This is a genomic window from Peribacillus sp. B65 (assembly GCF_058513295.1).
Genome location: NZ_CP195840.1, coordinates 882,549 through 896,067, shown reverse-complemented (window position 1 = coordinate 896,067; position 13,519 = coordinate 882,549). Strand labels below are relative to the sequence as shown.

Genomic DNA, 13,519 nt, shown 5'->3' with positions numbered 1-13,519 from the left:
GAGGTAATGATGGATGGCTTTATTCACTTTACAAGATATATCTGTAGCATATAACAAACAGAATATATTAAAAGATTTCAATCTTGAAATTGAAAAAGGGAAACTGGTATCCCTTCTTGGCCCGAGCGGCTGTGGGAAAACGACGACCCTGCGTTTAATTGCCGGGTTTTTACAGGCGAACGAAGGGAAGTTTTTATTCAAGGAAAAGGACTATACGAAAGTGCCCGTCAACAAGCGGAATTTTGGCTTTGTGTTCCAAAACTATGCATTATTTCCGCATTTGTCGATATTCGATAATATTGCATTCGGTCTCCGTCTGAGAAAGAATTCCAAAAGTGAAATCGAAAAAAAAGTAATGAATGTGCTCGAAATCGTTAATTTAAAAGGATTTGAAAAGAGATATCCCCAAGAGCTTTCCGGAGGGCAAAAGCAACGGGTTGCGATTGCCAGGGCGCTGGTGATTGAGCCGGACATCCTATTATTTGATGAGCCATTGAGTAATCTTGATGCCAACTTAAGGGTGAATATGAGAGTCGAGATTCGCCGTATCCAGCAAGAGCTGGGGATTACAACGGTATATGTTTCCCATGACCAGGAAGAATGCTTTTCGATATCCGACCAGGTGGCGATCATGAATAAAGGGATCATCGAGCAGCTTAGTGATCCTGCGACCATTTACAAATATCCTGAAACCAAATTTGTCGCTGACTTCATCGGCTTCAAGAACTTCATTGACTTCGATAAGCGGAGGGATCATGAAGGTAAAATCGAACTGAACAAATCTGGATACTCATTTGTGCTGCAAAAGGATTCGCAGATGACCAATTCAACGGGAAAAATAGGCGCCATCAGGCCGGACGATCTGTTGATCAGGGAAAAAGATAACACTGGAGCTGTTCAGGAAAATAGTTTACCTGGCCAAGTTAAGGTAAGCACCTATCTGGGAAGAAGCTATCAATATGTTGTTGAAACTCCAATAGGGGATTTCACTGTGAACAAGGAAATGGCGGAATCCTATCGGACGGGTCAGGAAATAATCCTTGAAATTCCGAAAAACCAGATGGTGCTTGTTGACTAGCTTAGGAGGGTAAGTTATGCGAATGGATATGCTTGTAAGAGATATCAACGTGTTTAACAGCTATTTTAAAAGATTTATTAAAGGGAATGCAGCCATCAAGGATGGGAAATTCTATTATATTGGAGAACGTGAATTGGATGCCTTCGAGCCGGAAAGAATCGTCGATGGACAGGGGAAGTATATGGTTCCAGGTCTAATCGATATCCATCTCCACATTGAAAGTACGATGGTGACGCCTGCGACTTTTTCCTACGGGTTAATCAAGAACGGTGTGACGACGATCGTGCCGGAACCGCATGAAATGGCCAATGTTTTTGGGATTTCCGGTGTGAAGGAAATGATCAAAGCAAGTCAAGATTGCGTGGCGGATATGTTTTATGCCATCCCGAGTTCCGTTCCTGCGACATCGATGGAGACAACAGGCGGTGCTATCGAAATAGATGATATAGACGAATTGATGCAAACGGAGGACATTATATGTCTCGGCGAGATCATGAATTACTATGAGGTCATAACCGACCCGGATTGCAAAACGAATAAGATCTTGTCCCATATCCGTTCCCGTTATCCAGATTTGATCATTGAGGGGCACGTTCCAAAGCTGCTCGACTTGGACTTGCAGAAGATTGTTTATGCCGGAGTGAATTCAGATCATACACACCAGACCGTGGAAGGGATGGAAGCGAGGATCGCCGCTGGGATGTTCATTGAGATTCAAGAAAAATCAATGACTGAAGAAGTGATGAATTACTTGAAGGAAAATCAGGTGGATGAGCATTTCTGCTTTGTCACCGATGATGTCATGACCGACTCTTTCCAAAACAGGGGACATCTGAATGTCCTTTTAAAGAAAGCCATCCTAATGGGGATGACTCCGGAAAAAGCCATTTATGCATGCACCTATACACCTGCACAGCGGATGAGGATGTATGACCGCGGGGCCATTGCACCTGGAAAAACAGCAGACTTCCTGCTGCTATCGGACTTGGAAAAATTTGATATTGAACAAGTATACAAAAATGGTGAGCTAGTTTATGAATCTTCACGTCCATATGTCCAAGAAGTGAAGGAAGAACAATTTCCTGAGCATTTCTATCAAAGTGTGAAGCTTGCGGAACTTACCGAAAACGATTTTAACATCACGATCCCGGATAGGCTTGAAAGCAGCAAGTGCCGGATCATAAACGTGCAGAACGGTTCTACTTTCACATCTGAAACCCATGATCGTATCGAAGGGAAGAATGGTCAATTAAGCTGGGAGGAAAGCCCTTACGGTTTAATCGCCACATTCGAACGATACGGGAAAAACGGTAATCGGGCGCACGGGTTGATCACCGGCGATGTATTGAAGCGTGGAGCTGTCGCCACAACCTATTCGCATGATAACCATAATCTTCTGGTGATTGGCCATAATAAGCAGGATATGATGATTGCCGCTAACGAAGTAATAAGGAAGCAAGGCGGTGTCTGCTGCGTCCACGATGGCAAGGTCCTATCGATGATTCCTCTGCCGGTAGGAGGGATTCTTTCCGAAGAGCCGATGGACATCGTATCAAAGCAAGTTCAGCACCTGACAGATGCACTTAAATCGTTAGGCTACGAACATTATAATGTCATTATGTCATTAAGCACCTTATCGCTTCCTGTCAGCCCGGCTCTGAAAATAACCGACCATGGATTGATCAACGTGAACGAAGGGAAAACAGTCCCTCTCATAATGAGTGATGAAGCTTAAACCGAAAAGGGGATTATCCAATGGATAATCCCCTTTTATTAATGACTTACCTGGCGTCAAATGTTAGCTGGACTTGTTTATTTTCATATAATTACCATTAAGGTAAAAATATGATAAAATAGAGGAACAACTGAGGATAGAGTGGTAGGTCACGCTTTGCTTTTCCATCTAATGATAGATTGGAAAGGAGGTGACCGCTTGATTCATTTCTTATTGAACTTGATTACAGATATGGGTAAAGAGATATTTGTTGCTGTAGCAACCAGTCTTATCCTGTCTATGTTCGCCAAGAAACGGAAAAAGAACCACTCATCCTCCCAAGATGGCAATGGTTCTTCTTCTGACGATTAATTAAGTTAGTTGTGACCAACCACTCTTGCTAGTTGTCAGCCTCATGTTAGCGCATGAGGCTGTTTTTAGTTTATGTCAATATAAGGATAACATACCCCGATTTTAAAGTAAATATTCAGACAATGAAAAGGGGAGAACCATGGGCTTGGCTGCATTGTTTTCTTGAATCTTTTAATAAAAATTTGGAAAATGGCAAAAAACGAATTGACTCTTTCTTACTGATATGGTATGTTAATTCCAATCTAAGAAAAGGTGTGGTGTTTTATGTCGGGAGTAGGTATCAACTAATTTAGTTGAATAAGGTATTTAATCACTGATATGTCAGTGGATTACGTATGCCTTTTTTCACAGTGTAATTCTGCATTGTGAATACCTACCTTAAGACTGCTTCCTTTTCCATAAATCGTGTAACATGCAGGTGTTACGGCGAAAAGCATGGTGGGATTTGTCCTATCATGCTTTTTTGTGTACGCAGGTCTATTCGAGCTGCCCTATTTGTTATCGATTTTAGGTACTTATCCATGGATAAGGCCGATGCCCGCAGGAGCTTTCTACTCAAATGGCTTGTTCATTTGTAAAGGTAGGGGGGACCATTGCGGGCATTTTTTGGATTCGGGAATTTTAATCACTCACTCATTCAAGGAGGATCATTAGATGAATACAATGACTTATGAAAAATTACAATATATCCAACTCAAGGAAATGGTTAAAAATCATTGCGTAAGTGGTTTAGGGAAAGCGTTATTGGATCAGCTTAAGCCGAGCAGCACTTTGAAGGTCGTTAAGAATCGTTTGAACGAGACCACGGAGGCAAGGAACTTACTGAATGCGGAAAGCCATATTCCCTTAAAAGGCATTTCTCATATTGGCCTCCATATCGACAAACTGGAAAAAGGAATGATTTTGGAGCCGTCAGAGTTAGTGGCGATAGCAGACTTCTTAAGAGGCTGCAGGAATATCAAGAAATTCATGACCGATAAAGAGTTCTTTGCACCGACACTGCATTCCTACGCCCGCTCCATGACTGAATTCAGGAGCATCGAAGAAGAAATCCAATTCACGATAAAGGGAAATGCTGTCGTTTCCGAAGCAAGCAAGGACCTGAAACGGATTAGGAACCAAATCATCAAGACAGAAGGTAAAATAGAGGAACGGCTGAATAAGTTCTTGAAGAGCGGAGCCAATAAAGAGTTCATTCAGGAATTTTTCATCAGTAAAAAGGATGATCGCTACACCATCCCGATCAAAGCCTCCTATAAAAATCAAGTGGCCGGAACGATCGTGGAAGTATCCGCAAAAGGGGCTACCGTGTTCATTGAACCTGCCTCTGTTACGAAATTGAATGCAGAATTGGCAAGCTTAAAAGCGGAAGAATCGATGGAGGAGTATCAACTTTTGGCCACACTATCCGGAACGGTTTTCGAACAGCTGAAACCGATCAAGATAAACATCGAGCTGATCAGTCAATATGACATGATCTTCGCAAAAGCCAAGTTCAGTAAAAGTATGGATGCCATCGAACCGAAAATCAATGATCACGGGTATATTAAATTAACGAGCTGTAAACATCCACTATTGCCGCAAGACAGCGTACCTTTGGATTTTGGAATCGGTAAGGACTATCGCAGCTTGATTATTACAGGCCCTAATGCCGGGGGGAAAACTGTCGTCCTGAAAACGATCGGCATCCTTACATTGGCTGTCATGTCAGGACTGCATGTTGCCGGGAAAGAGGGGACGGAGCTTGCCGTCTTTGACCAGGTATTCGTCGATATCGGTGATAATCAAAGCATGGAAAATGCACTGAGCACGTTTTCATCGCATATGAAAAACATCTCGGAAATCATGGGGGCAATAACCAATAACTCCTTGCTGCTGTTCGATGAAATCGGGAGCGGAACGGAACCGAATGAAGGAGCCGCATTAGCGATTGCCATCCTTGAGGAATTTTATCAGAGGGGCTGCATAACCGTTGCGACGACCCACTATGGTGAAATCAAGCGCTATTCGGAAATACACAGTGATTTCATGAATGCGGCCATGCAATTCAACAGTGAAACACTTGAGCCAAAATATAAGCTGTTGATCGGTCAATCCGGGGAAAGCAATGCCCTTTGGATAGCCCAAAAAATGAATGTTCGTGAAAAGGTTCTGCAAAAGGCAAAGCTCTATATCGACAATAAAGACTACGACTTGGGCCGTGTCGAGGAAGGTAAAATCAAAAAAGCGAAGCCAGCAGCCGTTCCTAAAGAAGCATCTTATGAATATGAAGTCGGTGACAAAGTGAAGGTAAACGAACTGAATGGGCACGCGATCGTTTATAAGAAAAAGGACACCTTCAATAATGTCGTCGTACTTTTCGGAGATACCTTCAAGGAAGTTCATGTCAATAAGCTTGAGCTTGAAATAAAGGCCGTCGATTTATATCCTGAAGGCTATGATCTCGATTCTTTATTTGTCAGCTATAAAGAAAGGAAATTGAACCACGACCTTGAAAGGGGATCAAAAAAGGCATTAAAGAATGTAGCAGCGGATATCCGGAAGAAGCTTGGTGAATAACCGATGATAAATGAAATTGTAATATAGCGGTTGTAATAACCGTGTTCCACCCAAAAAGTTAGACATCGGCAGGGTATGAGTTCTGTATTAACAGGACTCATACTTTTTTTGCTTAATGGCTTATATCGTTAAAACTCCGTACTACATAATTTTGCTGTACATTAGCCAGATTGAATCAATGGTGACTTTTTCTCCTGTATAATCATCATCCTAATCTATCGATCATCAGGCAATGGATGGCCTAAATCCGAAAAAAACTGAAAAGAATGGAAATTCTAATTATTTGTTTTATATCTGCTATAATTCTATTAACTAATAAATCGCACGTTATAGGATGTCTACAATGAAAATCATAAAAATTTTGTTTCAATATATAAACCAAAGCATTACGAGAAAATACTTAAATATCTTTATGCTCGTTTTAATTATTCCAATTATTGTGATTTACTATCTGATCATCGGATATGCAGAGCAAACAATAAAGAAAGATATCGTTGCACAAAACCGTTCAAGCACGGATATGATTGTCAAAAGATTGAATACCGAGATGACAGATGTCGTATTGCAGCTACAGTTGATCGCTGGAAAAGATACGGGTACTCAACTTGACTTGGATCGCATGTACACTCAATCAAAGCAAGCCATCTCACAAAGTTCTATCGTCCATTCTATCTACTATTTAGACCAAAACAAGAAAATAAGATTTGAAGCTCCTTTTGTTAAAAATCCGTCTTTTATTTTCTATGATTATCCGAATTTTGAGCAAGTGCGCTGGAGCCATAATTATGCTGTTTCTGATAATATTCAAAACCACTCTGGAGTTAATGTTGTTACAGTCTCCGTTCCGGTTTTTTCGGCAAATAAAAAATTCCACGGTGTACTGGTAGCGGAAATCAGTAAGGATTACTTGTCAGAAGTGTTAAAAAGTGTGAGTTTGAGCAAGGGGCATTTTAGTTATATTACCGACAGCTCAGGAACCGTCATTGCTTCGACGGCAGGGCAGCAAATTGGTCAAATTTCATCATTGCATGCCTTAGGTGGCTTTTCAGAATCTATGGTGATCGATTGGCAAAAGGAAAAAAGTGTTGCGGCTTATCAAGCAATGCAAGATGGATGGGACCTCGTTTATGGGGTGCCGGAACGAATAGCATTTGAACCTATTCAAAAGCTTTCCTTTGCACTAAGGATCAGCTTTGTTACGATCTTGGTTTTATGCTTATTTTTCACTTGGCTGGGAATGAAAAGCATTCTGTATCCAATCATCCGTTTAACTGAATATGCCCGGACGTATAATCCCCTTCATACCTATATCCCTATAAAAGAAAAGAAAAAGGAACGACCAGACGAACTTGGACTGCTGACTGATACGATTATTAATATGGGGAACAGCAATTACGAAAAGCAAAAAATGCTGGAGGAGAAGGAGCGTTATCTATTCGACGTCCTTGAGGGAATTCCATATGGTATCATCACCATTAATCAAGAGAACGTCATCACTTATGTGAATCTGCAATTTGAAAAAATGGTCCATTATGAACGGTATGACATGATAGGGTTGCATCTTAGCAACTTGCCTATTAAATCTGAAAATGGGGACTTTGTTTTATTACAGACCTTACACTCAGGAAAACAGGGTGAAGAAATCGAAAGCGATATTATTGATGCCAATGGCAAAAAGAGAATGATTAAAATTACGACTTCAAGGTTTTACAATGAAGACTTCCAAACTATTGGAATCATTGCTGTCATGCAAGATATATCACAAATGAAACTACTGGAAGCTAGATTAAAACAAAATGACAAGCTGGCATTAATCGGTCAAATTACATCAGGACTTGCTCATGAAATTAAAAATCCACTTGCCATTTTATATGGATCGGCTGAAATGTTATTGGAAGAAGCAGAGGAAAGTGAATGTTCAGAAGAAATCAAGGAATTATCGGCTGACATATATGTTGTTATAAATAGAATGAAAGATATTGTAGAGAACTTTCTTAACTTTGCTAAAATTAACAAGAATCAAAGGGAAAGTATATTACTCAATAGCATAATAGAAGAAATTATCCATTTACTGAGAGTAAAGTTAAATGAAACAAAGATTCAAATCATCAAAAAATATGAGGACGATTACTGTATTAAAGGAGCTTATGATCAATTAATACAAGTTTTCTTAAATTTAATTTTAAATGCGATTGAAGCAATACCTGATGGTGGATCGATTACCATCACAATAAGGGAAGAAAATGATAATGTACTCGTCATTATTGAGGATACCGGCATTGGTATTAATGAACAAGATTTAGAGTGGTTATTCAATCCTTTCTTTTCCACCAAGGAAAACGGTTCCGGTCTTGGTCTTACGATTGCCCGAGATATTTTGGCCGAGCATGATGCCAAACTTGAAATGGTAAGTGAAATGGGAAAGGGGACCATCACAACATGCTGTTTTTATAGGTAATACCATAAAAGGAAAGGAAGAGTTATTGGTTGACCTGACAAGGTGTAAACCACCAATGGATCTCTCTAATTCTTTGCAAAACCGAGGAGGAGCACAATGACTGTTACTTGGAATGTATTGATAGTGGATGATGAAGAGCAATTATGTAAATTGATCGCCCGTAAATTACAAAAGGCTCAGCTGCGTACTTTTGTTGCCCACAATGGACAAGATGCTTTAAATATAATTAGTAAAACAAAAATCGATGCCGTTATTTTGGATTATATGCTACCTGATATGACAGGGATAGATGTCTTAAAAGTCATTAAAAAAGAAAATGATATTCCAGTTATAATGTTGACTGCTTACGGAAATGTTGAAAGCGCTGTATTGGCGATGAAACTTGGAGCGGCGGATTATTTAAATAAGCCGATTGAACTTGAGGAACTAAAAAAGATTGTAATAAAGGTGTGTCAGCAGCCGCGTGGGGAAAGCGATGGCAGGTTGAGTGTTCAAGGGTTTATATCTCAAAGTGGGAAGATGAATAAAGTGATGGAATTGGTGCAACGCGTAAAGGATACAGAAGCCAGCATCCTGATTCTTGGAGAGAGCGGTGTTGGCAAAACTGCGTTAGCGAAATGGATTCACGAAAACAGTATTCGCAGGGACAAGCCTTTTGTAGCGATTAACTGTGCTGCAATTCCAGAAACGTTACTAGAAAGCGAGTTGTTTGGTTTCCGAAAAGGATCCTTTACAGGAGCGACATCCTCACAAAAAGGGAAGTTTTTGGCAGCGGATGGGGGAACCATTTTCTTGGATGAAATCGGGGAAATTTCGTTAGGAATGCAAGTCAAACTACTGCATGTTATTGAAGAAAAGAAAATAATGCAGCTTGGGAGCAATGAGTACCATTCATTGGATGTAAGAATTATTGCCGCTACAAATAAAAACTTAAAAAAATTAGTCCAAGAACAGAAGTTCAGGGAAGATTTATATTACCGTCTTAATTTAATGGAGGTTGAAATTCCTCCATTACGAGATCGGAAAGAAGATATCAGCCCGCTTGTAAATCATCACATTGAAAAACTAAATCAAAAATACAAAAAACAACTTACCATTCACCCTGAAGTTGTACAACAATTATCTTCCCATCTTTGGCCAGGTAACATTCGGGAGCTATTAAACACGATAGAGAGGATCCACATTCTAAAGCGTATAGGAACGATCGAAGTGGCCGATTTAGAGTACACATTCACCAACCAGCAATTAGCCCATGACAAATCGTCTTTACGTAATGAGCAAAAAACGATAAGCAATAATCTTTCACAAGTATTGGAAGAGGTGGAGGAACAAATGATAAAAAAAGCACTTACGGAAACAAACGATAATCAAACAAAAGCTGCAGAAAAGTTAGGTATTGCACGTCATACTCTTATTTATAAGATGAAAAAAATGGGGATCAAACCATGAATCCGCATTTGAGGAAGAGAATATCTTGAACAGTTGCCTTTATAAAGTGTGTAGAGTTTTCGTGATGTTATTGTGCTGCCTATTTTTATTGTCCTGTAACGACTCTCATTCAATCGAATCAACAGAAAAAGAAAACCAGCCCAAAACAGATCAAACATCAGGAAATCACGTTATCCAAATCGGATCCAAATCGTTAACGGAACAATATCTGCTAATGAAAATGACTGCGTTGTTATTAAAAAATGAAGGGTTTATAGTAAAAGAAATTCGCTTTCTAGACAGCCCTTCCATTAGACAAGCCGTTGAACAAGGATTTATCGATATTTACTGGGAATATACGAATACAGCCAGAATGTACTATCATAAGAAGTCTCCCGTTTATAATGGAAATCAATTATATCAACTTGTAAAAGAAGAAGATGCTAAAAGAGGGATAACCTGGTTAAATCGCAGTGATTTTAATAGCAGTTGGGGACTCATTGTTACACGTACTTTCATGGAAAAACATCATATTTATACAATTAGTGATTTGATGAAATATATCCAAAGAGAAGAAAATAAAATAAAGATTGCAACAAACGAAGAGTTTTTGATTAGAGAGGACGGATTCAAGCGATTAAACGAGGCGTATCATGTTGACCTGGGGAAAGAGGATGTGATTGCCCTTGATTCAAAAATACTTCCATTAGCTGTAAAAGAGGGAAGAGTGGATGTTGCTGTAGGAATGGAATCAGACAGCCGTATTGAAGAATATAGTTTAGGTGTATTAAAGGAGGATAAAGTGGTGTTTCCTCCTTATCATGCCGCTCCTATAATGTTAACGAAAACAATGAAAGAATATCCTATCATCAGTAAAAAAGTAAACCTTCTTTCGGCCAAATTAACAAATGAAAAGATAGATCATTTAATCTATCAAGTAGATATTCTTCATCAAGATGTATCAAAGGTAGCCTATGATTTCTTGGTCACAAATGAATTGATCCAAAAATAAGCCTGCAAATGCAAGGCTTATTTTTTTTGATTATGGATAATTATGTATCGCAGAAAGCGTAATTTTGTAGAGAACCTATACACTGTAGAAATTTTCTACACTTATTTTGTAGAGGATTTCTACAATTCGAAGTATTCATGCTTATTATGGCTGATATTAGAGCATAAAAGAAGTTGGCATGGGACTTGCAATATTAATTTATAGCAAATAAAGAATTAGCAAATAAAAAAATTTAGCAATTCAAATTTTATAGGAGGCATCAACATGAAAATTACAGGCATTGAAATCAAGCACTATTTATTGCCGCTAGATCCACCATTTAAGGCAGCGTGGGACCCGGAACCGAGGAAAAAATTTGCATCAACCGTGGTGTATGTTCATACGGATGAAGGCATTACCGGTGTTGGGTCAGGAGACCTGATGTTGGGGTTTGAAGGTCATGAGCATTTATTTATCGGCCAAGATCCTTTTGCAATAGAACGTCATTCACAAGTCATTCAGAATATTGATTTTCATTATGGACGTTGTTGGCCACTTGATTTGGCGCTTTGGGATTTAATGGGGAAAGCGACAGGACAACCAGTCTATAAATTACTTGGCGGACGTTCAAATAAATTGCTGGCTTATGCTTCGACAGGCGAAATTGTCACTCCGGATGTGCGTGCAGAACGCGCTATTTCTTTTGTGGAACAAGGTTTCAAAGCGATGAAAATTCGTTTTCACCATAAAGATGTCAAAGATGATATTAAAGTGGTGGAAGCTGTACGGAAAGCAGTTGGAGACAAGCTGGAAATAATGGTTGATGCGAATCAAGGCTGGAAAATGCCTTGGGATGTTGAACGTACCTGGGATTTGAAAATGGCTTATCAAGTCGCAAAAGAACTTGAACAGTTAAATGTCTTTTGGTTAGAGGAACCACTTCCATCACATCAATTTGAAATGATGGCAAAATTGCGTGACATGGTCGGTATTCGTATCGCAGGGGGGGAAATGAATCGGAATTGGCATGATTTTAGAGAAATGAATAAGAGTAATTCACTTGATGTATATCAACCGGATGTTGCTTTATCAGGAGGAATTACACAAACGAAAAAGATTGCTGAACTAGTTCAAGGGAGCGGTGGGTGGTTCAGTCCCCATACGTGGACAAATGGCGTGGGTCTTCTAGCGAACCTACATCTAGCTGCAGCAATCAGTCATTGTCCATATTTGGAATTTCCTTATGATCCACCTGCATGGTCAAATGACCGCCGCGATTATATTCAAAAGCATAGCTTAATGATCGACGCCGAAGGATATCTAGTCGCACCTGAAAAACCAGGCTTGGGGATCGAGTTAGACGAAGAGGCGTTAAGAAAATATGAGGTGAATCACTTTTATGTAGGAGAAAGCAATCCAATCTCTATTTAAAATGTATTCGCTTTCGAAATATGAAACTAGTAAAGAAGGGTGAAAAGAACCGTGAAACAATACCAAGCATATATTCAAGGACAATTCATCCATAGTGAAGACTATATGGATGTTATATACCCAGCAACCGGTCAAGTAGTTGCTCAAGTGTCATCTTGTACAAAGGAAGAAGCCGAACACGCCATTCAAGGAGCAAAACATGCTTTTTCCTCATGGAAAGGGTTACCGTCGTACAAAAGAGCTGAATTCGTCATGAATCTATTAAACGAAATGCGAAAAGAAGGATCATTAAATGAAATTGCCGCTGCTATTACACAGGAGATGGGGAAACCACTGTCTGCTGCAAAGTCAGAAGTCTTTTATGCAGCAGATTTAGGTGAATACCAAGCGCAGTGGGCCCGACGTATTGAAGGCGATGTAGTTGATAGTGATAATCCGAATGAAAAAATTATTTCTTTTAAAGAACCGCTTGGTGTTGTTTTAGTGATTGTTCCATGGAATTTTCCTATTTACGTATTAATGAGAAAAATCATTCCAGCACTTATTTGCGGTAATACAGTTGTCATCAAGCCAAGTGTGAAATCACCCTTATCCGCCTTAGAACTTGCACAATGTATTCATCAAGCCGGGTTCCCTGAAGGAGTTATTAATATCGTCACTGGAACTGATGATGTTGTGGGTGAAACATTAAGTTCTTCAGACCAAATAAATATGGTGACTTTTACTGGAAGTACGAGAGTCGGTAAACGAATCATGGAAAAAGCATCTCGTCATATGGTCCGTACGTCGCTCGAGCTCGGCGGAAAGGCACCTGCCATTGTTATGGAGGATGCAGATATAGACTTGGCTGTCAATGCAATAAAGGGAGGCCGGCTTGCGAACTCTGGTCAAGTTTGTAATAACACCGAGCGCGTCTATGTTCATCGGGACATTAAGGAAACGTTCACGAAAAAACTGGTCGAGGCTTTTCAATCCGTTCATATTGGTGATGGGCTAGCCGATCCGGATGTGGAAATGAGTTGCTTAATAAGCGCTCATGACGTTCAGCGTGTGCACAGCATGGTACTCGGGGCAATAGATGAAGGAGCCACGATTTTATGCGGTGGCACTTTAGTAGAAGGATTGACCGATAGTTTTTATCCTCCGACTCTTTTAGATCAATGCACTCAACAAATGAATATCGTTCACGATGAAATTTTTGGCCCGGTGCTGCCGATCATTACATTCGATACGTTAGAAGAAGTGATTGATATGGCAAACGACTCACAATATGGCCTGACTGCCAACGTCTACACAAACAACTATCAATATGTGATGGAACTTACAACGAAGCTGGAATGTGGCGAAGTATATGTAAATCGTCAACAAGGAGAAGCTTACCAAGGGTATCACTCTGGTTGGAAACAATCGGGTATTGGCGGCGATGATGGAAAACATGGATTTGAAGAATTTTTACAAATCAAAACTGTTTATCTTAAGTTTTAATTT

General features: G+C 39.8%; 9 protein-coding genes. All 9 read left to right on the top strand.

The genetic code is table 11. The features are described from left to right. Window positions 1-13 precede the first annotated feature (13 nt). Complete coding sequence (locus ACSR9O_RS04500) at window positions 14-1,078, top strand: ABC transporter ATP-binding protein (protein ID WP_434168664.1); 1,065 nt, start codon at window positions 14-16, stop codon at window positions 1,076-1,078. A gap of 16 nt (window positions 1,079-1,094) precedes the next feature. After that, on the top strand, window positions 1,095-2,813 hold the full coding sequence (locus tag ACSR9O_RS04495; protein ID WP_491724003.1) for an adenine deaminase C-terminal domain-containing protein: 1,719 nt from the start codon (window positions 1,095-1,097) through the stop codon (window positions 2,811-2,813). 171 nt (window positions 2,814-2,984) lie between these two features. Beyond that, window positions 2,985-3,164: a hypothetical protein gene (locus tag ACSR9O_RS04490; protein ID WP_133350511.1), complete on the top strand. Its 180-nt coding sequence runs from the start codon at window positions 2,985-2,987 to the stop codon at window positions 3,162-3,164. Window positions 3,165-3,818: 654 nt separating this feature from the next. Next, on the top strand, window positions 3,819-5,723 hold the full coding sequence (locus ACSR9O_RS04485; protein ID WP_491724002.1) for an endonuclease MutS2: 1,905 nt from the start codon (window positions 3,819-3,821) through the stop codon (window positions 5,721-5,723). Window positions 5,724-6,066: 343 nt separating this feature from the next. Next, entirely contained in the window at window positions 6,067-8,181 is a 2,115-nt protein-coding gene (locus ACSR9O_RS04480) for a sensor histidine kinase (RefSeq protein WP_491724001.1), read from the top strand. Window positions 8,182-8,277: 96 nt separating this feature from the next. Next, window positions 8,278-9,630 (top strand): sigma-54-dependent transcriptional regulator, encoded by a 1,353-nt coding sequence (locus tag ACSR9O_RS04475; protein ID WP_491724000.1) that lies wholly within the window; start codon window positions 8,278-8,280, stop codon window positions 9,628-9,630. Window positions 9,631-9,718: 88 nt separating this feature from the next. Continuing rightward, entirely contained in the window at window positions 9,719-10,621 is a 903-nt protein-coding gene (locus ACSR9O_RS04470) for an ABC transporter substrate-binding protein (RefSeq protein ID WP_491723999.1), read from the top strand. A 264-nt stretch (window positions 10,622-10,885) separates the two neighbouring features. Beyond that, window positions 10,886-12,031 (top strand): mandelate racemase/muconate lactonizing enzyme family protein, encoded by a 1,146-nt coding sequence (locus ACSR9O_RS04465; protein ID WP_491723998.1) that lies wholly within the window; start codon window positions 10,886-10,888, stop codon window positions 12,029-12,031. Window positions 12,032-12,082: 51 nt separating this feature from the next. Continuing rightward, on the top strand, window positions 12,083-13,516 hold the full coding sequence (gene aldA, locus ACSR9O_RS04460; protein ID WP_491723997.1) for an aldehyde dehydrogenase: 1,434 nt from the start codon (window positions 12,083-12,085) through the stop codon (window positions 13,514-13,516). Window positions 13,517-13,519: the final 3 nt, after the last annotated feature.